Annotated in this window: 18 protein-coding genes and 1 pseudogene; 7 read left to right on the top strand and 12 right to left on the bottom strand. The window is 34.8% G+C overall.

Going from position 1 to position 23,196, the window contains the following annotated elements; all coding sequences use genetic code 11:
- Positions 1–99: 99 nt before the first annotated feature.
- The 3 genes from JFU54_RS04820 to JFU54_RS04810 all read left to right on the top strand — a co-directional run bounded on the left by JFU54_RS04820 (position 100) and on the right by JFU54_RS04810 (position 4,344).
- Positions 100–1,653: an ABC-F family ATP-binding cassette domain-containing protein gene (locus JFU54_RS04820; RefSeq protein ID WP_002191340.1), complete on the top strand. Its 1,554-nt coding sequence runs from the start codon at positions 100–102 to the stop codon at positions 1,651–1,653.
- 117 nt (positions 1,654–1,770) lie between these two features.
- Complete coding sequence (locus JFU54_RS04815) at positions 1,771–3,255, top strand: MBOAT family O-acyltransferase (RefSeq protein ID WP_201063823.1); 1,485 nt, start codon at positions 1,771–1,773, stop codon at positions 3,253–3,255.
- 18 nt (positions 3,256–3,273) lie between these two features.
- Complete coding sequence (locus tag JFU54_RS04810; RefSeq protein ID WP_012262077.1) at positions 3,274–4,344, top strand: hypothetical protein; 1,071 nt, start codon at positions 3,274–3,276, stop codon at positions 4,342–4,344.
- Positions 4,345–4,399: 55 nt separating this feature from the next.
- On the opposite strand, the gene JFU54_RS04805 is transcribed toward JFU54_RS04810, so the two are convergent.
- On the bottom strand, positions 4,400–5,272 hold the full coding sequence (locus JFU54_RS04805; protein ID WP_063219262.1) for a TetR/AcrR family transcriptional regulator: 873 nt from the start codon (positions 5,270–5,272) through the stop codon (positions 4,400–4,402).
- A 303-nt stretch (positions 5,273–5,575) separates the two neighbouring features.
- Here JFU54_RS04805 and JFU54_RS04800 point away from each other — a divergent pair, with 303 nt between their 5' ends.
- Positions 5,576–8,692 (top strand): efflux RND transporter permease subunit, encoded by a 3,117-nt coding sequence (locus JFU54_RS04800; protein ID WP_201063822.1) that lies wholly within the window; start codon positions 5,576–5,578, stop codon positions 8,690–8,692.
- A 25-nt stretch (positions 8,693–8,717) separates the two neighbouring features.
- Here JFU54_RS04800 and msrB read toward each other — a convergent pair whose 3' ends face one another.
- The 7 genes and pseudogenes from msrB to lytS form a co-directional block, all read right to left on the bottom strand.
- Positions 8,718–9,170, bottom strand: a complete 453-nt coding sequence (gene msrB, locus JFU54_RS30345) for a peptide-methionine (R)-S-oxide reductase MsrB (protein WP_372421061.1) — start codon at positions 9,168–9,170, stop codon at positions 8,718–8,720.
- A gap of 45 nt (positions 9,171–9,215) precedes the next feature.
- Positions 9,216–9,683 (bottom strand): annotated as a pseudogene (gene msrA / locus JFU54_RS30340) (peptide-methionine (S)-S-oxide reductase MsrA); the annotation flags it as partial.
- A 101-nt stretch (positions 9,684–9,784) separates the two neighbouring features.
- Complete coding sequence (locus JFU54_RS04790; protein WP_002016425.1) at positions 9,785–10,819, bottom strand: AI-2E family transporter; 1,035 nt, start codon at positions 10,817–10,819, stop codon at positions 9,785–9,787.
- Between the two features lie 334 nt (positions 10,820–11,153).
- Positions 11,154–11,846, bottom strand: coding sequence for an antiholin-like protein LrgB (lrgB, locus tag JFU54_RS04785; protein WP_002191346.1), 693 nt, complete (start codon positions 11,844–11,846; stop codon positions 11,154–11,156).
- Between the two features lie 34 nt (positions 11,847–11,880).
- On the bottom strand, positions 11,881–12,312 hold the full coding sequence (gene lrgA, locus JFU54_RS04780; RefSeq protein ID WP_000104908.1) for an antiholin-like murein hydrolase modulator LrgA: 432 nt from the start codon (positions 12,310–12,312) through the stop codon (positions 11,881–11,883).
- Positions 12,313–12,445: 133 nt separating this feature from the next.
- On the bottom strand, positions 12,446–13,186 hold the full coding sequence (locus tag JFU54_RS04775; RefSeq protein WP_002130151.1) for a LytR/AlgR family response regulator transcription factor: 741 nt from the start codon (positions 13,184–13,186) through the stop codon (positions 12,446–12,448).
- Positions 13,164–14,933 carry a two-component system sensor histidine kinase LytS gene (lytS, locus tag JFU54_RS04770; protein ID WP_201063820.1) on the bottom strand — a complete coding sequence of 590 codons (1,770 nt, stop codon included), beginning with the start codon at positions 14,931–14,933 and terminating at the stop codon, positions 13,164–13,166. Before lytS ends, JFU54_RS04775 begins: the two co-directional genes overlap by 23 nt.
- A gap of 331 nt (positions 14,934–15,264) precedes the next feature.
- Here lytS and JFU54_RS04765 point away from each other — a divergent pair, with 331 nt between their 5' ends.
- Positions 15,265–16,563: an MFS transporter gene (locus JFU54_RS04765; protein ID WP_002089901.1), complete on the top strand. Its 1,299-nt coding sequence runs from the start codon at positions 15,265–15,267 to the stop codon at positions 16,561–16,563.
- 119 nt (positions 16,564–16,682) lie between these two features.
- Here JFU54_RS04765 and JFU54_RS04760 read toward each other — a convergent pair whose 3' ends face one another.
- Entirely contained in the window at positions 16,683–18,251 is a 1,569-nt protein-coding gene (locus tag JFU54_RS04760) for a BCCT family transporter (protein ID WP_002143945.1), read from the bottom strand.
- A gap of 363 nt (positions 18,252–18,614) precedes the next feature.
- The gene (locus tag JFU54_RS04755) at positions 18,615–19,685 is read right to left on the bottom strand and encodes a nitric oxide synthase oxygenase (RefSeq protein ID WP_201063819.1); all 1,071 of its coding nucleotides are present in this window, start codon (positions 19,683–19,685) and stop codon (positions 18,615–18,617) included.
- Positions 19,686–19,903: 218 nt separating this feature from the next.
- Here JFU54_RS04755 and sodA point away from each other — a divergent pair, with 218 nt between their 5' ends.
- Positions 19,904–20,530, top strand: a complete 627-nt coding sequence (sodA, locus tag JFU54_RS04750) for a superoxide dismutase [Mn] (RefSeq protein WP_201063818.1) — start codon at positions 19,904–19,906, stop codon at positions 20,528–20,530.
- Between the two features lie 88 nt (positions 20,531–20,618).
- Here sodA and JFU54_RS04745 read toward each other — a convergent pair whose 3' ends face one another.
- Together JFU54_RS04745 and JFU54_RS04740 are read right to left on the bottom strand one after the other, a co-directional pair.
- Positions 20,619–21,563 carry an NAD-dependent epimerase/dehydratase family protein gene (locus tag JFU54_RS04745; RefSeq protein ID WP_172796691.1) on the bottom strand — a complete coding sequence of 315 codons (945 nt, stop codon included), beginning with the start codon at positions 21,561–21,563 and terminating at the stop codon, positions 20,619–20,621.
- Between the two features lie 43 nt (positions 21,564–21,606).
- Entirely contained in the window at positions 21,607–22,197 is a 591-nt protein-coding gene (locus JFU54_RS04740) for an AmiS/UreI family transporter (protein ID WP_061673851.1), read from the bottom strand.
- Between the two features lie 523 nt (positions 22,198–22,720).
- On the opposite strand from JFU54_RS04740, the gene JFU54_RS04735 reads away from it, so the two are divergent.
- A complete protein-coding gene (locus tag JFU54_RS04735; protein WP_061673852.1) occupies positions 22,721–23,122 on the top strand; it encodes a hypothetical protein in 402 nt (133 codons plus the stop codon).
- Positions 23,123–23,196 lie beyond the last annotated feature (74 nt).

The following is a 23,196-nucleotide window of genomic DNA, read 5'->3' as shown; positions in this document are numbered from 1 at the left end:
CTGGAAAATGAATAATGTACCTTTTTGAAAGGATAGCATTATACTCAAGAATTTAGTATCATGATTCAAGGTACTATTTCAAGTTGGACGGAGGATACTATGAGCTTATTAACAGTAGAAAAACTAGGCCATACATTTGGCGATCGCACATTATTTAAAGATGTATCCATGCGTTTACTAGCAGGAGAACATGTCGGATTAGTCGGTGCAAACGGTGTTGGTAAATCAACATTTATGAATATTATTACTGGTCAACTTATCCATGATGAAGGCCGTGTAGAATGGACACCTGGTACAAATTACAGTTACTTAGACCAGCATACAATTTTAACACCTGGTCGCACAATTCGTGATGTATTAGCTGACGCGTTTTTACCTTTATTTGAAAAAGAAAAAGCTTTAAATGAAGTTGCAGAAAAAATGGGAACGGCAACACCGGAAGAATTAGAGGACCTTCTTGAGCAGATGGCAGAAATCCAAGATGCTCTCGAAGCAGGTGGTTTCTATTTACTAGATATGAAAATCGAAGAGGCAGCAAGAGGTCTTGGAATTGATGCAATCGGTTTAGATCGTGATGTTTCAGCACTAAGTGGTGGACAACGTACAAAAGTATTACTTGCAAAGCTATTACTTGAGCAACCAGAAGTGTTATTACTCGATGAGCCTACTAACTATTTAGACGTTGAACATATTCATTGGTTAACTAATTATTTAAAAGAATATCCACATGCATTCTTATTAATTTCTCATGATACGGAATTTATGAACAAATGCGTTGATGTTATTTTCCATCTAGAATTTACAAAAATGACGCGCTATACAGCGACATACGAAAAATTCCTAGAGTTAGCCGAAATTAATAAAAATCAACATATAAATGCTTATGAAAAACAGAAAGAGTTTATTAAAAAGCAGGAAGACTTTATTGCAAAGAACAAAGCTCGTTATTCAACGACAGGTCGTGCAAAAAGTCGTCAAAAACAACTTGATCGTATGGAGCGTATTGATCGTCCTGAAACAGCAATTAAGCCAGAGTTCTCATTTAAAGAATGTCGTGCAAGTAGCCGTTTCGTCTTTGAAGGTGAAGATGTAGAAATCGGATATACACATCCATTATTACCAAAACTAACAATGACAATTGAACGCGGTGAAAAAATTGCTATCGTTGGATGTAATGGTGTCGGTAAATCAACATTACTAAAAACAATTTTAGGAAAAATTAAACCTTTAAGCGGTAAAACGAGTCTTGGTGACTTCTTAGAGCCTGCATACTTTGAGCAAGAAGTAAAAGCGGATAATATAACACCAATTGATGATGTTTGGAACACATTCCCTAGCATGGACCAACATCAAATTCGTGCAATGTTAGCGAAATGCGGATTAAAAAATGAGCATATCTCTCGCCCGCTAAATCAATTAAGTGGTGGCGAACAAGCAAAAGTTCGTTTATGTAAGTTAATGGGTGAAGAAAGTAACTGGATCCTATTTGATGAGCCAACAAACCATCTTGATGTTACAGCAAAGGAAGAACTTCAAAAAGCTCTGAAAGCATATAAAGGGACAATCCTTCTTGTATGTCACGAACCAGAATTTTATGAAGGCTGGATAACAAAAACTTGGAACATAGAAGAATGGGCACAAAACAAAAAATAATATACATGGGATAATTAACCATGATTTTATGATATACTATACTTTGCGTGACGACATCTTATTCTGTTGTCACGCTTTTTATAGAGACAAGATTTTATTTACGCTGGAGGCAATAATATGCTTTTTAATTCTTATGAATTCATGCTTTATTTCTTACCTGTAGCAGTAATTGGATATTTTATATTGCAAAAATTCAATCAAAACATTGCGAAAATTTTCTTAGTGGGCATGTCCCTCTACTTTTACGCATATTTTGAAGCGAAATATCTATTACTAATAGGAGTTTCATTATTTACAAACGCCTTTATAGGCCAACAAATCATACAAAAAACGAATAAAAAAACTCGAAAAATATTATTGACAGTTGGCTTAATATTTAACATTTCATTGCTAGGGTATTTCAAATATTCCGATTTCTTCTTAGACAATATAAATACTATATTTGGAACTGATATACCTTTATTAAAGCTGCTATTGCCTTTAGGAATTAGTTTTATCACCTTCCAAAAGATAGGTTTTTTAGTAGATTGTTATAAGAGAGAATTAACAAAGTTTAACTTTATTGATTTTTGCTTATTCGTAACGTTTTTCCCGCAACTTATTGCAGGACCAATTGTCCATCATAGTAAGGTTCTACCTCAATTCCAGGATGAATCCAAGAGAAAGTTGAACGTTGAGAATATTGCAAAAGGCCTTTATATATTCGGAATCGGTCTTACTAAAAAAGTAGTAATTGCTGACTCACTAGCACAATGGGCTGATTTTGGCTTTAGCAACGTAAATCAACTATCTACGACTGATGCATGGATTTCATCGCTTGCATATACATTACAACTGTATTTTGATTTTAGTGGATATTGTGATATGGCAATAGGTGCCGCGCTGTTATTCAATATTACATTACCAACTAACTTCTTCTCTCCTTATAAATCTTTAAGTATTCAAGATTTTTGGAGACGCTGGCATATGACATTAGGGCGATTTTTCACTCAATATGTATATATTCCATTAGGGGGCAGTCGTAAGGGACAAGTTCGAACTTATGTAAATTTATTTACAATCTTCCTTATTAGTGGTATTTGGCATGGCGCTGGATGGACATTTGTTATTTGGGGCGTTTTACACGGATTGGCTATTGTAATACACCGATTATTTAAAAACTTAGGTGGAAAAATGCCTAAAGTATTCGCATGGATCTTAACAATGGGATTTGTTCATGTAACGTGGGTATTTTTCAGAGCAACTTCAGTAGAAGATGCATTAACTATGTTAAATCGCATGTTCAATGTAAATTACTTGCACCTCCAAACAGCAATTATCCAATTCCGTCCAGAAACATTAACCGGTGTTTCTACATTGGATAATTTAATTTATTCAATCGCTAATTTATTCCCATTCCAAGTAACTGGTAGTCAATTTAACTTCCAAACTATCTTATACCTAGCAATTGGAATGGTTATTGTATTATTTACGAAAAATTCTATAGAAAAATTAGAATCTTTTCGTCCAAAACCGATTTATGCTCTTGCATTAGCTAGCATGTTTATACTGTCTTTAATGTATTTAAATCGTGTAAGTTCATTCTTATACTTTAATTTCTAATAACCGTAGGTGAAAAATATGTATAAGCGTTTTATATGTTGGTTTATTATATTCCTATTCATTTTATCTGGAATAGTTTGCTCTATTGTCTATAAGCTTGATCCATTGTACGTATATAAATTTAAGAAAAACGATTATTTTTATGCTACTGAACGCTATCAAATGCCTGGACTTGTTAAAAATATGGATTATGACACTTTATTTGTAGGAACTTCTATGGGCAGAAATTTCCTTGAACCTGATGTTGATAAATTACTTCATACTACAAGCTTTAACGGCTCTCTTCCAGGTTCAACAGCAAGGGAACAAAATATGACAGCTCAGTTAGCTACGCATTCAAAAACTGTTAAAAACATTATTTGGGAGCTTAATTTATATTCATTCTCTGGAAAACCTGAATGGGTATCAGAAGGAACTTCACCGTTCCCAACTTACATGTATGATACAAATAAATTGAATGATATCCAATATTTTCTTAGCCCATATTCTCGAAAAACGGCATTACAGAACATGAAATTAAATTTAGATCCAACAAAATCTCCACAGGATCCTCATTGGCTATATAAATTTGGAGATGACGAGCCAAAATTCTCAGTAGATATAGCCAAAAAGGTTGTCGATGGAACACCGCATCAACCAATCATTGAGGGTTGGTATCATGAACAAATGCTTAAATCTTTTGATTCTAATATTATTGAACTTGTAAAACAAAACCCGGAAGTACAGTTTACATTTTTCTATGCACCGTATCCAGTAACATATCACGTAGTTATGGATAAAAACGATCCAAAGCATACAGAAGAAAATATGTTATTTAAGAAAGAAGTATACAATAAATTAAAAGAACTAAAAAATGTAAAACTCTATGATTTCCAAGATCAAAAAGAAGTTACGTATAATCTTTCTAATTATATGTCCGATCAAACGCACTATTACAGATATATAAATGATTGGATTGTAAAACAATTAGCGACAATTGAGCCTATTACTAATAAAAATGATTATGACCAAAGGCTAACTGATTTCTCTAATGAAATAAAGAATTTCGATACTTCTAAACTAATAAATTCAGATGAAAGACCTAAATAATAAAAAGGGCCCATTACAAATGGTGCCCTTTTTATCTTGGCAATTTATTTCTGTTTTAATTTCGCGCATTGTAATACTCAGTCAACCTTAACCTAAAATCTGTTAGTTCGTCGTAACTTTTTAAATTAGCTAACATCCCTCTAATGACTGGAATCCTTGGATTTGATAACCGTATTTCAGCCTCTAAAACATCTAGCGTAACAAGCAATTCATCATTTTCTAATTGATCAGCTAATGTTCGTTTAAATACAATAATTTCACTTAAAAAATGTTCCTTCACCTGTTCCTTAATAAGCTCGGAACTGCAAAGAAATTCTCCAAGTCTCTCTTCATGTAGAACAGGTTCCTCCGAAGATTCTAGAAGCCCCTCTACTAAATTGTCTATCCTTTTTAAAATAAAAGCTGAGACATAGGACAAATCAATTTCTGGCGTATTTAAAATAATTAATTGTAAATAACCGTGGCATATCCCTTCCACCATAATTACCAAATCTAATAAGTATGGACTGATCTTTTCACCATAAATAGACAGTAGGCTATTCCGATAAAATGCATGAGATTCTAACTTCATCCGCACCATAAACTCTTCTACTTCTTTATTAAATGGAATGGCATTTTCTCTTGCATGCATAATAATAAATTCTTTATGTTTTTGCACATCAGTAAACTGAAAATATAATTGTTTTTCAAATTTTTCACGTGGTAATAACGATTCTTTTTCAATATCCAGCATTTTCTTTTGGATTTTGTCATAATAATATCGAAGTGTTGCTAATAAAAGCTCATCTTTCGATTTAAAATACAAATAAAAAGCCCCTTTTGATATCCCACAAGCTGTGACAATTTCTTGTACTGACGTTGCATTTACACCCTTAGTCGCAAATAACTTCATAGCCATCTCTATAATTAAGCGCTCTTTTTCTTTCATATCTTCTCTCCTAAACTTAATTTCGCATCTTATGTAAATTTAAATTCAATTTAATTTTATATTAGCAAGTAGCAAGATCCCTACCCAAAAATTTAGCGAGACAAAATTCTTTTCGAGGCCTACTATCTATATAGAAGCTCAATTAATAAAAGCTAATGATTCAGTAAGGACCAGTAAAAAATCTCTCCCCTTACAGTTTCACTTTATTATACCATCCCTTTTCATTGACGACTGACCAATCAGTCAGTTATATTATGTATTAGACTGACCAGTTGGTCAATACAATAAAAAGGGAGCGCAAACATGAACAAACTTATCAATTTCTCGTTAAAAAATAAGTTCGCGGTTTGGCTACTAACCATTATTGTTACCATTGCAGGCATTTATTCTGGGATGAATATGAAGTTAGAAACAATTCCTGATATTACAACGCCTATTGTAACAGTAACTACGGTTTATCCTGGTGCTACACCAGAAGAAGTAGCTGATAAAATTTCAAAACCAATGGAAGAGCAACTCCAAAATTTAAGCGGTGTAAACGTTGTTAGTTCATCATCTTATCAAAACGCATCTTCTATTCAGGTAGAATATGATTTTGATAAAAATATGGAAAAAGCCGAAACGGAAATTAAAGAATCGCTCGCAAACGTGAAACTGCCAGAAGGTGTGAAAGACCCGAAAGTCTCACGAGTAAACTTTAATGCCTTTCCTGTTATTTCATTAAGCGTAGCGAGTAAAAATGAATCTTTAGCTGCCTTAACAGAAAATGTAGAAAAAAATGTTGTTCCTGGATTAAAAGGACTTGATGGTGTCGCATCTGTTCAAATCGCAGGTCAACAAGTAGACGAAGTACAGCTTGTCTTCAAAAAAGATAAGATGAAAGAATTAGGTTTAAGTGAAGATACTGTAAAAAATATGATTAAAGGTTCGGACGTATCGTTACCACTTGGCTTATATACATTTAAAGATACGGAAAAATCAGTTGTTGTCGATGGTAACATTACAACAATTAAAGCATTAAAAGAATTAAAAATTCCAGCTATCCCTTCATCACCGAATGGTCAAGGTAGCCAAAACGCTGGTGCTGGAACAAAAGCACCACAGATGAATCCGGCCGCTATGAATGGCATACCAACGGTTACATTAGAAGAGATTGCTGATATTAAAGAAGTTGGAAAAGCAGAATCCATTTCTCGAACGAATGGAAAAGAAGCAATCGGTATTCAAATTGTGAAGGCTGCTGATGCGAATACAGTTGATGTTGTAAATGCAGTTAAAGATAAAGTGAAGGACCTTGAGAAAAAATATAAAGACTTAGAGATTATTTCAACATTCGATCAAGGTGCGCCTATTGAAAAATCAGTCGAAACAATGCTTAGCAAAGCTATTTTCGGTGCTATCTTTGCGATTGTTATTATTATGTTGTTCCTGCGAAACATTCGAACAACACTAATCTCTGTCGTTTCTATACCACTTTCTTTATTAATTGCAGTTTTAGTAATAAAACAAATGGATATTACCCTTAACATTATGACACTTGGAGCAATGACAGTTGCTATTGGACGCGTTGTTGATGACTCAATTGTTGTTATTGAAAATATTTACCGACGTATGTCTTTATCAGAAGAGAAATTACGTGGGAAAGATTTAATTCGTGAAGCTACGAAAGAAATGTTTATCCCGATTATGTCTTCTACAATTGTAACAATCGCTGTATTCTTACCTCTTGGACTTGTAAAAGGTATGATTGGTGAAATGTTCTTACCATTTGCTTTAACAATTGTTTTTGCCCTACTTGCTTCCTTACTTGTGGCAGTTACAATTGTGCCGATGCTAGCACATTCCTTATTTAAGAAGGAAAGCATGAGAGAAAAAGAAGTACATCATGAGGAAAAACCAAGCAAATTAGCAAACGGCTATAAACGTATACTTGAATGGGCGTTAAACCATAAAATTATTACATCAAGTATCACAGTCCTCCTATTAGTAGGCAGCCTTGCACTTGTACCAATCATCGGTGTCAGCTTCTTACCATCTGAAGAAGAAAAAATGATTATCGCAACGTACAAACCTGAGCCAGGTCAAACGTTAGACGACGTTGAAAAAATTGCAACGAAAGCTGAAAAGCATTTCCAAGATAAAAAAGACGTCAAAACGATTCAATTCTCATTAGGCGGCGAAAACCCAATGAGCCCTGGTCAAACAAATCAAGCGATGTTCTTCGTTCAATATGATAACGATACGAAAAACTTTGAAAAAGAGAAAGAACAAGTCGTTAAAGATTTACAAAAGATGTCTGGAAAAGGTGAATGGAAAAACCAAGATTTCGGAGCAGGTGGCGGTAGTAACGAAATTAAGCTATACGTTTATGGAGATAGCTCTGAAGAAATTAAGCCTGTCGTGAAAGACATTCAAAATATCATGAAGAAAAATAAAGATTTAAAAGACATAGACTCTAGTGTTGCAAAAACATATGCAGAATATACTTTAGTCGCTGATCAAGAAAAGTTAAGTAAAATGGGGCTAACTGCTGCTCAAATTGGAATGGGACTTTCTAATCAACATGACCGCCCTGTTCTTACAACAATTAAAAAAGATGATAAAGATATAAATGTATATGTAGAAACTGAAAAACAAAACTATGAAACGATCGATGACTTAACAAATCGTAAAATTACAACACCACTTGGTAATGAAGTTGCTGTTAAAGATGTTATGACTGTAAAAGAAGGTGAAACTTCTAACACAGTAACACATCGTGATGGCCGTGTTTATGCGGAAGTTAGTGCAAAACTAACATCTGATGACGTTTCAAAAGCATCTGCCGCTGTTCAAAAAGAAGTAGATAAAATGGATCTTCCTTCTGGTATAGATGTTTCTATGGGTGGTGTTACACAAGATATTCAAGAATCATTCAAACAACTTGGCTTAGCGATGTTAGCTGCGATTGCCATTGTATACTTCGTTCTTGTTGTTACATTTGGCGGTGCCCTTGCACCATTCGCAATTTTATTCTCGCTACCATTCACAATCATTGGTGCACTCGTTGCCTTATTAATCTCTGGCGAAACGTTAAGCGTATCTGCGATGATTGGGGCTCTTATGCTAATTGGTATCGTTGTAACGAACGCAATCGTGCTCATTGACCGTGTTATTCATAAAGAAAATGACGGCCTATCAACACGTGAAGCATTATTAGAAGCTGGTACAACACGCCTGCGTCCTATCTTAATGACTGCAATTGCAACAATCGGGGCTCTTATCCCGCTTGCATTAGGATTTGAAGGTAGCGGCTTAATTTCTAAAGGACTTGGCGTAACAGTAATTGGTGGATTAACAAGTTCAACGTTATTAACACTTCTTATTGTTCCAATCGTTTATGAAGCATTAAGCAAATTTAAAAAGAAAAAAGTAAAATAAAAAAATAACCTCGCTGACTGCGAGGTTATTTTTTATTCCCAAACAAGATTAGGAAATCACCATATCCTTCTTTTCCTAAATCTTCTTTTTGAATAAAGCGTAGCGCTGCCGAATTAATACAATAACGAAGGCCGTTTTGTCCTGGGCCGTCTGGAAATACATGCCCAAGATGTGAATCTCCTTCTTTACTTCTCACTTCCGTACGCGTCATATTATGGCTAACATCCATTTTTTCTTTCACACTAGCTGACATAACTGGTTTCGTAAAACTCGGCCATCCACAGCCGCTATCGAACTTATCGAAAGAAGTAAATAATGGTTCCCCCGAAACAATATCTACATAAAGCCCTTCTTCTTTATGATTCCAATACTCATTTTGAAAAGGCGGTTCTGTCCCATTTTCCTGTGTTACATAAAACTGCATCTCGTTTAATCTTTCTTTTAAATGAGCATTATTCTTTGGCCAATGTTGTTTAATAAAAGCATCTCGACCTGAGCCTTTACGATATAACTCATAGCGAAATGTATTCTTCTTATAATATCCTTGGTGATATTCTTCAGCTGGATAAAACGTAGCAGCTGGCAATATTTTTGTCGCAATTGGCTTCGAAAAATGCCCACTTTTCTCGAGCTCTTCTTTTGAAGCCTCTGCCTTTTTATGTTGTTCTTCATTATGATAAAAAATCACCGTTTCATAAGACTGTCCACGGTCGTGGAATTGTCCCCCTATATCAGTCGGGTCAATTTGTCTCCAATATATATTTAACAACTCTTCATACGGCATTTTATTTGCATCAAATGTAATTTGTACTGCTTCATAATGCCCAGTTGTTTCCGAGCACACTTCTTTATACGTTGGATCCTCTTGATGGCCACCTGTATAGCCTGAAACAACCTGTATAATCCCTTCCATCTCTTCAAATGGCGAAACCATACACCAGAAACACCCTCCGGCAAACGTAGCTAACTCTATCTTTTCATTTACAGCCATTATTTCACCCCTATTCTATCTTCTCCTTACAGTATGGCATAAGGAACGTCATGTTATAAAAGAAAAAGCATCGAACATCGATGCTTTTTCTTTACTTCACTTTATTTTTTTCCAACGTCCTTCTCCATTTCATCACTTGTCACATCTAAGACATCTAATAAGAAAATGAAGATTGGAATACCGATAATAAGTCCCCACACACCTAAGAAATGCTCAGAGAAAATTAATATCATAAATGTGTAGAAGATTGGTAAGTTTGTTTTTTGAGACATAAACTTCGGATTTAATACATAGCTCTCAAGTGCATGAATTACTGTTACGATAACTACAATATAAACGACATACATAATACCGCCAATATTGTAAGCAATCATACAAAGTGGGAATAACGAGATAATAACACCCGCCACTGGAATTAAACCAAGCAAGAAAATCATTAACGCTAAACCTAGTAATTGCGGGAATCCTAATATCCATAATGCAATAACAGATAAAACACAGTTAACAATTGCAATTAAAAATTGTGCTTCGATTACTTTTCCGAATGAACGTGCAAATTTCTTTCCGAAATACTCTATTTCGTTATAGAAAATTGCAAGTCGGCTTTCTTTAAATTTCGAAGTAAAAGCAACGATACGTGCTTTTTCAAGTAAGAAAAATAAGCTTAAAATTACAGAAAGTAAAACTTGAAGGCCAAATTTCCCAACATTCGTAATAGATTTATACAAAATGTCTACGCCTTGCCCCACATATTTAGAAAGCTCCATATGATTAACAGCATTAACTGCATACTTAATTAATTCACTATCAGGTGGATTTCTTAAAAATACATTAAATTGATAAATCAATTGTGAAATTTGTATTGTTAATACCGGTAAATATTTAAATAGCGTAATGGCAATTCCTGCCACCAACATTACATATAAAAGCGCTATAATAATTTTTCGATTAATTGGCATGAAATGATCTAATTTACGAGAAATAAACTTTTGGAATCGATCCATTAAATACGTCAACATAAACGTAATTAAAATTAAATTTAACATACTTTGCATCCCATACAATATGAGAGCAAGTAATACTAATACGATTAACCTCTGAAATCCTTTGCTTTGAAACAGGTTTTTTATTTGCATAATCGACGAGTACTCTCTCCTGTCCTATAAAGTAAAACGTTAACAAGTAGATCTCTCTCTATCCTCTACTTATAATTATCCTTTAATATTAAAGCCATTGCGAGCAATTTATATTCAACCCTAACCACCCGTTAATTGTGCTATATATTATGTTACTTCTTATTTTACAATACAATGACCTATTTCAGAACGCATTATACGTAGTATTAATGAAGATTTAAGGAAACTTTTATCCTTCAATAGGTCTTACCACTACTGTAACATAAAAAGCAAGCTATCAGTAGAAATCCGTCCTACAAATAACTTGCTTTTATATTTTTTTTAGTAAGTTTTATCATCCAATAAACGGCATGAACATTGGAATAACCACCACTGTTACGACACCAACCACTGTCACAGCGATACTGGCCATAGCTGCTTCTACTTCACCCATTTCGATACCTACTGCAACCCCTAACGCATGTCCTGCTGTTCCAAGCGCTAAACCTTTAGCAATCGGATGTTTAACTCTAAATGTTTTTAAGAATAAAGCTCCTAATGCGTATACGATAACAGCATTAAAGATAACTGCAAATGATGTAATTGCTGGAATACCACCGATACTTTCAGAGATTGGTAATGCAATTGCTGTTGTTGCTGCCTGCGGTAACATTGAGTTCATTACAGCTGTGTCTAGACCAATTGCTTTTGCGACAATGTACACAACAACCACTGAACAAATAGATCCAACCACAATAGCCGATAAAATTTGCCACCAATATTTTTTTAACTTATCAACTTGTTTATATAATGGAATTGCAAACGCGATTGTTGCTGGTTCTAAGAAGAAGCTAATCATTTTTCCGCCAGTATTATATTCTTCAAAAGTAAAGTTACCTACTTTTAGAAAGACAATCCCTAATACCATCGCTACGAATAATGGTGTGAATAAGAAGAATCCTTTTGAATGCTTAAATAATAATGTTCCGATTCCGTATGCGATTAATGAAACGACGATTCCGAAATATGGAGTCATTGTGCTTGCCATGTTCATTCCCTCCTAACAATATATACTAAATTGGTTACGCAACTTTTCCGTGCTTGCGTCCTTTATTTACTACTTTCAATTCTTTCGTATCTTCTATTTCTTTATCGTCTTTTCCTAAAATAAATTGTGCAAATAATCCTGTTACAGCGAGTAAAATAATTGTTGCGACAACAATTACAGTTAAAATTTGTACAAAATATTGTCCCATTACACCGAGAGAATTAATAACCGAAATACCTGATGGAACGAAAAGGAATCCGATAATACCTGTTAAAGCCGTTCCGAGTGATTCAACTTGTTCCAATTTAATAACTTTTAAACATAATAGGCTAAATAAAATAACTAATCCGATTACCGATGAAGGCATTGGAATTGGTAAATGCGTTGCAATAATATTAGAAACTAACATAATAGCTGAAAATATGAATGCTTGTGATAAGAAACTATATACTTTTTTCGTACTCATTTTGGCCACCTCTTTCGATTTGGTACCTTTATTGTATAAGATAAAAACAAAACTGTAAGCGTTTACATAACAGAACGTCAAATATACAAAATTAGTTACAAAAATAGGAAGACGAAATACAAAAAGCTACTTCTTAAATACGAAGCAGCTTTTTAAGTTCTTTTGCATATGTACGGCTAACCGGGACTTTGGATCCCTCTTTCATAATTAAGTTATAAGTCGAATTAAACCACGGCTGTATCTCAGAAATATGATTAATATTAGCAACGAAACTACGATGAACACGCATAAAAATTGTTTGTGGTAATTTCTTTTCCAAAATGACAAGCGTATCATGTGTTACATATGTTTCTTTCATTGTTTTTACAGTTACTTTCCCATCTACAAGCCCTACATAAATAATATCTTCAATGTTAACAAGTACAATTGATTCCTCAATTGGTAATGCTAATTTATGCATCTCGGCCGTTACATCTACACTCTTTACATCTTGCTTTGTTTCTAACTTTATTTGCTTTTGTTTTTTATATTTTTTTAATGTCTGTACGATACGTTCTTCATCAAATGGCTTTAAAATGTAGTCTAACGCATCTACTTCAAATGCTTGCAACGCATATTGATCATATGCAGTAGCAAACACAATTGAAGGTGGATTTTTCATTTTCTTTAATATATTTGCGATTTCAAATCCATTATCATCAGATAACTGAATATCTAGAAAAACAATATCTGGTTTGTTTTTCATTAATTCTTCTAATGCATCCTCTACACAATCCGCCTCACCAATTATCTCTACTTCTTTTGTTTTCTCTAATAAATATTTCAATTCATCCCGTGCTAACATTTCATCATCAACTACTAATACTTTTAACACTCCGTTTTTCCTCCTCTACTTTTTTCGGAATCACAAAGAGGATCTTTGTCCCTTGCTCTAATTCACTTTCAACTTGAAGCATTGTCTCTTTCCCAAATAACCCGATAAGTCGTTCATTAATATTATATAAGGCTGTTCCCGTCCCTTTCTTTGATGGAACTACCATTTTTCCTAATTGCTCTAGACGTTCACTCTCAATCCCTTGTCCATTATCCTTTACTTCAAAGTGAACCATCCCTTCTTTTTCAAACACATGTACCTCGACTTGGCACACTGGCTGCTTTTTCGGAAAAGCATGGCGCAATGCATTTTCAACTAATAGCTGAAGCACAAATGGTGGAACTAAAGTCACCTTTAGTGCCTCTTCAATGTACATCTTCACTTCATACTTATTCGGAAACCTCGCTTGCTCTAACGATAAATATGCATGTACATGATTCAACTCTTGTTCTAATGGAATAAGTAATTGTCGTGCCCCTTGCAAATTACAACGAAAATAAACGCTAAGCTGCAATAATAATTTTCTCGCTTTCTCTACATCTGTTCGGCATAAAGCTGATACTGTATTAATTGCATTAAATAAAAAATGCGGATTGATTTGTGCTTGCAACGCTTTTATTTCGGCATCTTGCAATAACTTACTTTGTAACTCAGCTTCACCTAACTCAAGCTGTGTGGAGAATATTTTCGCTAGCCCTTCCGCTAACTCTTCTTCAACACGACTTAATTGATTAGGGTTTTTAAAATAAAGTTTTAATGTTCCTATCGTATTTCCATGTGAAGTTAATGGAATAACAACTGCCGCTTGTAATGGACACCCTTCATGTTGACAATTAATAATCTCACGTGATTTTGCCTTCATTATTTTCCCTGTTTTTAATACTTCTTTTGATAAACCTGTTATTAAACTGTGTGAAGGAATATGATGATCTGATGCTAATCCAACGTGAGCTAAGATTTCCTCTGTATCTGTTAAGGATACCGCATCTGTTCCCGTAAAGCGGTGAATAATTTGTGCCACATGTTTACAAGACTCTTCTGTTAGCCCTTGGCGGAAATATGGTAACGTCTTATCAGCAATTCGTAATACTTTATGCGTTTGCAAAGCTTTTGCGTTTTCTTCTTGTCGTAAAATAGCTAGTATCATCGAAAGTAAAATGAAACTGCCAAAACTATTTACAAGAATCATCGGTAGCGCAATTGTTTTCACAACACTAAGTCCATCTTCTATAATTAATAGAATCATAAGCATTTCTAAAGTAACGATAAAAACACTTAAAATCGCAGAAAATTTAGGAGTAATAGTACGGTTATATTTTTTGAAAATGTATCCAATATAACCTGTTATAATCCCAGCCAAAATTGATGAAATTGCACAACTTACTGCCGTCGTCCCACCAAGCATATAACGATGAATACCCGCAATAGAACCTACTCCAATTCCGACAATAGGACCGCCAAGCAATCCACTAATTCCAACACCCATGATTCGTGTATTCGCAATTGTGCTGGATGATGAAACACCTTGTAACCAATTTTCATTCATAATAGTATTTCCTGCTATTTCAATCCCTGTGTAATTGCTTACAATTGTAAACACTGAAAAAATACAAATAAGCTTAAACTTATCTACATATCCGTCTTGCTTATGAAGAAGACGCCGGAACGTTTTAATATGAGAGAGTAAAAATCCTAAAATAACAATAAGCCCGACGCGTTCAATCATCATAAGTACTAAATTTAGCATCTGTGATTCATTCCTTTTTATATTAGTAGTTAGTTTTATTATGGGAAAATAATGAAGCGTGCGTCAAGGAGAATGAAATGTTTTTTGAAATATTTTACACATAACTATCCCCTCTTTATTTGACAATCTAACAGAAGAGTGCTAAAAATAAAGTAATATAATACAGTCCTTTAACCCAACCCCGTGAGGTTGAGAAGGAAGTCGGAATATACTATACGTATGATCTTTTTTAGGGATACGTATGCTTTTTTGGCCTTCTCATCATATCAGGTGAGAAGGCCTTTTGTTATTCTTCCATAGCGACTGTAGAAGAAAATAAGGAGGATTAATGATGAACGTCACTACTGATGTACAATCAACAACAGAGGAGACGAAAGAGAAAAGATATAAAACATTGTTTGGTTCTGCGCTAGGATATGCAGCAGAAGGTTTAGACATGTTGCTCTTATCTTTCGTACTCGTCTACATTTTAAAAGAATTTCATTTAAGCCCTGTTGAAGGTGGAAACTTAACATTAGCTACCACAATAGGAATGCTAATCGGGTCTTATTTATTTGGATTTATTGCTGATTTATTTGGGCGTATCCGTACGATGGCCTTCACAATCTTACTATTCTCACTAGCAACAGCACTTATTTATTTCGCAACAGATTATTGGCAATTATTAATTCTTCGCTTTTTAGTTGGAATGGGAGTTGGTGGTGAATTCGGGATTGGTATGGCCATCGTAACTGAAACATGGTCTAAAGAAATGCGCGCTAAGGCGACATCCGTTGTTGCACTTGGATGGCAATTTGGCGTACTAGTCGCTTCACTCCTTCCGGCATTTATCGTCCCACATTTCGGATGGAGAGCTGTTTTCTTATTTGGACTCATTCCCGCTCTACTAGCTGTTTACGTCCGCAAAAGTTTAAGTGAACCGAAAATATGGGAACAAAAACAACGATACAAAAAAGAATTGTTACAAAAAGAAGCTAAAGGTAATTTAACAACTACTGAGGCAGAACAACTAAAGCAAATGAAAAAGTTCCCACTTCGAAAGTTATTTGCCAATAAAAAAGTAACGATAACAACAATTGGTCTTATTATTATGTCATTCATCCAAAACTTCGGATATTATGGAATTTTCACATGGATGCCAACTATTTTAGCGAATAAATATAACTACACATTAGCAAAAGCGAGCGGTTGGATGTTCATCTCTACAATCGGCATGCTAATTGGAATTGCAACTTTTGGTATTCTAGCCGATAAAATTGGCCGCCGTAAAACTTTTACAATCTATTATGTCGGTGGTACTATATACTGTCTCATTTACTTCTTCTTATTCACAGACTCAACATCATTGTTATGGGGAAGTGCACTGCTTGGATTCTTTGCCAATGGCATGATGGGGGGATTCGGAGCAGTTTTAGCTGAAAACTATCCTGCTGAAGCTCGCTCGACAGCAGAGAACTTTATTTTCGGTACAGGACGTGGGTTAGCTGGATTTGGACCTGTTATTATCGGCTTACTTGCTGCAGGTGGTAATTTAATGGGAGCATTATCTCTCATCTTCATTATCTATCCAATAGGTTTAGTTACAATGCTATTATGTGTCCCAGAGACGAAAGATAAAGTATTAGAATAGATTGAAACTGTACGAAATGCTTATCCAAATACTGTCCCCTCAGGAAAAGTATTTGGATAAATAGCAAAGAGGAAGCATCTCAAATGAAATGCTTCCTCTTCTTATATACATACAATTATTTATTTTGATTTACTAGCTTTTTGGAACAAGAAGCTAGTTTTATCTTCTTCTTTTACAATACCTTGTTTTAACGCTAATTCCCCTGCGACTTTAGGCGCTAGCCATAGCATTGGGAATAACAGAATAGATACCGGAACAGCCGTCACTACAATGAAGGATTGTAAGGCGTTAATACTTCCCTCACCCATATATAAAAGAATTGCCGCAACTGCGCCCATAATAAGCGACCAAAAAACTCGCAAACTAATTCTAGGATCTCCATCTCCAGTCACTGCCATTGAAATCGAATAAGCCATTGAATCTCCTGTTGTCACTACAAATAAAATTGTTAATAAAAGAAATGCAGGTCCAATAATATTAGATAATGGCAACTGCTGCGTAATTGCAATCATAGCCGCTGGCATACCTGATTCACTTAATGCGGTCGAGATAGAACCAGGATTCATTAACTCATAAAACACACCTGATCCCCCTAGTATAGTAAACCAAAACGTTGTAATAATAGGTGCAATAATTCCAATTGCAACGATGATTTCTCGGATTGTTCTTCCTCTTGAAATTCGGCTCACTAAAATTGCCATCATCGGTCCATATCCAATAAACCATCCCCAGAAAAAGATTGTCCACGATCCTAACCAAGCTGTATCACCACGATATGTGCTCATTGGAATAAATTCATTTATATAAAATCCAAACGAAGAAACAAATGAATCGATAATAAATCCACCTGGTCCAAATAGTAATACAAATACCATTAATAGAACTGCTAACCTAACATTTAAATTACTTATAATTTGAATCCCTTTATCAATTCCTGTTACCGCAGATATAGTAGAAACAGCTACTACACAAACAATAATGGCTAATTGAGTAGTAAACACATCAGGAATGTTAAACAATGCTTGTAACCCATAACTTGCTTGTAGTCCTAAAAATCCGATTGGACCAATCGTCCCTGCAGCTACTGCAATAATGGCAAATACATCAATCATCGTTCCAAGCCAACTCTTTCGCAACTTCTCTCCAAAAATAGGATATAAAAGCGTTCGAGGCTTTAACGGCATACCTTTATGATAATGTCCGTACATCATAACTACCGCACTAATTGTACCTAAAATCGTCCAAGCCAGGAAACCCCAGTGCATATAACTTTGTGCTAAAGCAGGCATGACTGCTTCTTGCGTTCCAGCAGTTATACCTTCATGTATTGGTGGCACCGTCATCAAATGGTACATCGGCTCTGCGGCTGCCCAAAAAACGCCACCTCCAGCAAGTAATGTAGACATAATAATAGCGAGCCATTTTGTCGTACTAATCTCAGGTTTTTCTAGCCCCCCAAGTTTAACTCTCCCATATTTTGAAAACGCCATACACATTGCAACAACAAATGTACCAATTAATAAAACCTGCCAAAAGGCACCAAAATATTTAATTGAAGCTGCAAAACTGCTATTAATGGCTCCCTCTACGTAACTTTTATTTAAAATAACTGCAATTACAAATAATAAAAGTGAGCCACCACTAATAAGAAATACAGGCCAATCCGTTTTTCGACTCTTCATCCTCATTTACACTTCCTCCTTCCTCAGCAATCTAAAAAAACAACTTTATTATGTTTTCTTGTTTACACCCAAAACACAATGATTATATAAGAATAATAATTCATCAATTTCCTACACACTTATGTTGTCCCTAAAAATATGCTAAATCCCTTATTTAAAAGAAAATTTCTATTCCTATTACATAAAAAAGCAAAACAAAAGACCTTATATTTCTATAAGGTCTTCGAAACAGAAATTTGATTATAACATAAGGAACTCCTTGGTTCAAAAAGTCCTTTCCAAAAATAACCGATAGTAAAGGCTTCCATTTGCTACGTAACAGTAATTAAAAAAAATTATATTTTGCAGAAAAAAAAACTATACTAGCTATTATTTATGAAAGAAATTCGGCTTCAAAATTTCATTTGGATACGGTTTATGATAAATATGAGTGGTAGCTGGCGACAACGGTGGAATGAGCCACACCCAATTACCTGTTACAACCCGTCCACATGCCGCTTCCTGCTTCTCAAATTGTTGAAATTGTTGTGCAGCTGTATGGTGATCCACAATACTAACTCCTTGTTTTTTAAAAGAATGTAAAACAGCCACGTTTAATTCAATTAGCGCCTTGTCTTTCCATAACGTACCGTTTCTCGATGTATCGAGCTTCATCATCTCCGCAACAGCCGGAAGTAAATTATAGCGATCATGATCCGCTAAGTTACGAGCCCCAATCTCCGTTCCCATATACCATCCATTGAACGGGGCTGCCGTATAAGAAATACCGCCAATTTCTAAGCGCATATCTGAAATCATTGGAACCCCATACCATTTTGCTCCAAGTGACGAAATCGGGTATTCTGGGTGTTCAATTGGCACTTCTTTTACTTCTTCTCTCGGAATTTCTTTATATATAGGTGCCTTCCCGTTTATAGAAAACACAAGTGGCAATACATCGAAATTCGTACCTTCTCCTTGCCAGCCAAGTTCCTGACAAAAATCTGTAAACGCAGTGGAATGAGAGTCACCAATCACTCCCATTTCTGTTTTATATCCTGCATACCGAATCAATTGGTGATTATAAATTCGTATATTATTTTCTTCACCTTGATATTGCTTAAAAATTGTAATTGTCGGTTTAACTTTCCCATCGTTCGTTGCATATTTAATATGATGAATTAATGCATTGTATACACCTTCCTCATCATTTACTTCACGTGCATCTAATATGTGCATCTTACTCCAAAATAGTCTTCCGATACATCGATTACTATTGCGCCATGCCATTCGTGATCCATGAACAAGTTCTTCAAATGTATGCTCATACGTCCCCGTCTTCTCTATTTCAATTTGAATTTCTTTTATTCTCTCTTCCATGAATTGTTCTTTATTAAGCTCTTTATAGCAAACCGTAATAAAATGACTCGCTTCCTCTATTAATTGTTTCGTTTTACTCATAAACGATCTCCTTCTATTTCAACAAAACGTTACTACTTTACAGTATAAGCAAAAAGAATAAGAGTCACAAATGAAAGTCGAAGTGTTACTTTTATTGTAATATTTTTCAGAAAATTAAAGAGATTACTATTGACTTGTATAAAAAATAGGTGTATTTTTGACTCAGGTAAATTATTTTTACCTAGACCAACTTTTTTAATAAGAAAGGAGGGAATGTTATGTCTTCATTTCAATTGCCAAAGCTTTCATATGACTATGATGAACTAGAGCCATATATCGATGGCAACACGCTTTCTATTCATCATGGAAAGCACCATGCGACATACGTAAATAACTTGAATGCCGCTTTAGAAAACTATACGGAATTACATAATAAATCTTTAGAAGAGTTACTATGTAATTTAAAAACTTTACCAAAAGAAATTGTTACAGCTGTCAGAAATAACGGTGGTGGACATTATTGTCATAGTCTTTTTTGGGAATTAATGAGCCCGCGAGGTGGCGGTGAGCCTAATGGAGACGTTGCAAAAGTAATTGATTATTATTTCAATACCTTTGACAACTTAAAAGATCAACTTTCCAAAGCAGCTATTAGTCGTTTTGGAAGTGGCTATGGATGGCTTGTTCTGGACGGTGAGGAACTTTCCGTTATGAGTACACCCAATCAAGATACACCTTTGCAAGAAGGTAAAATTCCATTACTCGTCATCGATGTATGGGAACACGCCTATTATTTAAAGTATCAAAATCGGCGTCCAGAATTTGTTACCAACTGGTGGCATACGGTGAACTGGGACCGGGTAAATGAAAAGTATTTACAAGCAATTCAATCACAAACACATTAGTCGTGCGTATAAGGTAAATTTGGTAATGTAAAATTAGTATTGTCGAAATCCTCCAGAATCCCCCGGATTGCCACCGGGGGATTTATGATTATTTCATTGTATTTATGTAATAAAGTAAAACTTTTTCCGTCTCTAATTTCAACTCTCGGAACGGGAATCCTAATTCACGAGCCTTTCCATTATGTAACGTACAATTAATCACTCCATTATAAGGAGCTATATTATCTCCTACTTCTTGAATGAGCGCTTTTATCCCGGTATTCTCTTCTATGAAACGAATAACTTCTCTGGTAGAAACCACCCCGTTACTACAAGCATTAATTGGCCCTTCTATGTCCTTCATCCCGCACCAAGCTAAAAATTCCCCTGCTTCTTTTTCATGTATAAATGACAACTCTCCATCTACATGATCCACAACGATAGACTCTTGTTTCACAACATGTTCAACGTAAAATTGTAATCTTTTCGTATAATCGTTTTCTCCAATAACGACGGGAAATCTTACCGCAACGACTGGGAATGTTGCATGTTGAAATAAAACTGCTTCAGCTAATCGCTTACCTTCACTATAATTGAAATCATTCCTACCTCCATACGTAATTGTATACTCGTACGGATTGAAGTTTTCTTCTAACAGGCCTAGCGCAGGCTCATAGACAGCCATTGAAGATGTCATAATGTATTTCTTCGTTTTTCCTTTTAGCACTTCACATATTATCTTCGCTGCATTCGAGCTATAGCATAAATTATCGTATACGATATCATAACTTTTACCTTCAAAACGCTCTTCTAGTAGCCTCTCATCTTCTCTATCTACAATCAGTCTTTTTACTGCACTTCCAAAGGGATCTTCAGTAACTCCCCTCGTCGCAATCGTTACATCATGTCCAGCTTGCAACAGTACTTCTACTAAATGTTTACCAAAAAATCTTGTTCCCCCTAGCACCAATACTTTTTTCACCTTCATCATCCCCGTTTTTACAAATTGTAAAATACTACCTCTATTATTATAAACGCTAAAATAAAAAAACATGGAATCAGTTTAACGATTCCATGTTTTTTCTACACACGATACATTAACGTACTCGATATTTAAAAATACAATAGCAGCAATATAAAATAGAAATTACTGATACATAAACCCATAGTTCATATATGAATCCCTCGCCCCATACTCCCATAAAATAAAAGAGTGAAGGCAACGTCAATGTTACCCACGATTGTACAAAAGCAATTCTGCCAAGATATTGATTGATATTCTTTTTTTGTGCATTTAATACAAAGAATAAATACCAAAGTAATGCCCACATAAACCATGTTAACGCATTAACAACATCGTGGAATTGAACAAATGAAACAACCATATAGAATAAAGCAATAATTGCTACCCAAATACAGAACCAGCCTAGTCCACTACTATCCATTCCTTTAATAAAAGTAACGCCTACATATAAATAAGTTAAACCAAATAAAAAAGTAGCTGCATATGAATATACCGTCCAATTACTTTGATCAGAAATCATAATTAAATAAAACGGTATAATAATTTGTAACGCTCCTACAAATAAATTAAAAACACCTGCACTTTTCATCTCTACTTTGCCTAATATGACAAGACTATTTAAAAATAAAGCTGCACCTGAAAGTAATAATCCTACGTAACCCATATATATTCGTGTGAAAATCTTTCCCTTTCACACTTTTAACCTCCCCACAATATAAAGTGATACTTTATCCTGCATTAACGAGCAGTAAAACCCCCACCTCAAAATTCAGCTAGAGCAAAGAAGTTAAGTGGGAGATCAACTGCCCGTAAAGCCCGATTGGTGAAAGCTAATAATCAGTGTGGATGAACAACCCCCACCCACTGATTAAAGTTTCACTTTATTATTTTTCTTCCTATTTAAAACTACATACATAATTTTTAATCTGAATAAGTTAGACTTCCTACCTTAAAAAACAACAAATTTAAAACGCTTTCAATAATAAATAACCCTATCAAAACATGAAATAGGATTCCTTGATTATAAACGTACTCTAACAATGATACAAGTGTTGGAATACTTTTCAATACTACGTTTTGAATTTCTATAAAAAATTAGTAGAATGATACATTTTCCCTATCTCATTCTATTAATTTTTTGCATAGAATATCGTACACTCATATTAATTTAGAAAGGTTTGATATTTATGCCTCTTCATTATCCAAATCATTTTGTTTTTCACTCCACAGGTGTATTAACAAGAGAGCCCGCAACTGTTTCAGCAGTAGTAAACATTGTAAATTTAGATGCATATTACACACACCATGTAACTATAGAGGTTTGGGATTGGTCTAACTATTCTAATCCTATAAAATTACCTGTACTACTTGGTGAAAATACGGAAGTAGCATTCCCATATATTTTACAAGGCAACCACTTAGCAGTTTTTTATGCTGATTTAGATGACTCTATTGATTTGTATGAAATTCGTATTTCTTATCCTGGCCACTCCAATATTGTTGCAAATTGTTTTGGGCGAAGTATCCCGCCATATACAAGCCAAGAAGGTAATACAGTATACCATAAACAACTCGTTCGAATTCATTAAATCTCCCCCTATTATGTGAAAGGGGCTGGTCAGTAATACATTTATCTTTATAAGATAATCTTATTACTGACCTA

This window comes from Bacillus sp. TH19, assembly GCF_016651075.1.
In the GTDB taxonomy this organism is placed as follows: Bacteria; Bacillota; Bacilli; order Bacillales; family Bacillaceae_G; genus Bacillus_A; species Bacillus_A mycoides.
This window is presented reverse-complemented; position numbering and strand designations above follow the sequence as displayed.

Bases quoted from the DNA above. Each gene is read 5' to 3' on its own strand.
- JFU54_RS04755 (WP_201063819.1), bottom strand. From the start codon at position 19,685: ATGAGTAAAACGAAACAATTAATAGAGGAAGCGAGTCATTTTATTACG.
- JFU54_RS04805 (WP_063219262.1), bottom strand. From the start codon at position 5,272: ATGAAAGAAAAAGAGCGCTTAATTATAGAGATGGCTATGAAGTTATTT.
- lrgA (WP_000104908.1), bottom strand. From the start codon at position 12,312: ATGAGTACGAAAAAAGTATATAGTTTCTTATCACAAGCATTCATATTT.
- sodA (WP_201063818.1), top strand. From the start codon at position 19,904: ATGTCTTCATTTCAATTGCCAAAGCTTTCATATGACTATGATGAACTA.
- JFU54_RS04810 (WP_012262077.1), top strand. From the start codon at position 3,274: ATGTATAAGCGTTTTATATGTTGGTTTATTATATTCCTATTCATTTTA.
- lrgB (WP_002191346.1), bottom strand. From the start codon at position 11,846: ATGGCAAGCACAATGACTCCATATTTCGGAATCGTCGTTTCATTAATC.
- JFU54_RS04745 (WP_172796691.1), bottom strand. From the start codon at position 21,563: ATGTTTTTTTATTTTAGCGTTTATAATAATAGAGGTAGTATTTTACAA.
- lytS (WP_201063820.1), bottom strand. From the start codon at position 14,933: ATGCTAAATTTAGTACTTATGATGATTGAACGCGTCGGGCTTATTGTT.
- JFU54_RS04820 (WP_002191340.1), top strand. From the start codon at position 100: ATGAGCTTATTAACAGTAGAAAAACTAGGCCATACATTTGGCGATCGC.
- JFU54_RS04790 (WP_002016425.1), bottom strand. From the start codon at position 10,819: ATGCAAATAAAAAACCTGTTTCAAAGCAAAGGATTTCAGAGGTTAATC.
- JFU54_RS04815 (WP_201063823.1), top strand. From the start codon at position 1,771: ATGCTTTTTAATTCTTATGAATTCATGCTTTATTTCTTACCTGTAGCA.
- JFU54_RS04735 (WP_061673852.1), top strand. From the start codon at position 22,721: ATGCCTCTTCATTATCCAAATCATTTTGTTTTTCACTCCACAGGTGTA.
- JFU54_RS04765 (WP_002089901.1), top strand. From the start codon at position 15,265: ATGAACGTCACTACTGATGTACAATCAACAACAGAGGAGACGAAAGAG.
- JFU54_RS04760 (WP_002143945.1), bottom strand. From the start codon at position 18,251: ATGAGGATGAAGAGTCGAAAAACGGATTGGCCTGTATTTCTTATTAGT.
- JFU54_RS04800 (WP_201063822.1), top strand. From the start codon at position 5,576: ATGAACAAACTTATCAATTTCTCGTTAAAAAATAAGTTCGCGGTTTGG.
- JFU54_RS04740 (WP_061673851.1), bottom strand. From the start codon at position 22,197: ATGGGTTACGTAGGATTATTACTTTCAGGTGCAGCTTTATTTTTAAAT.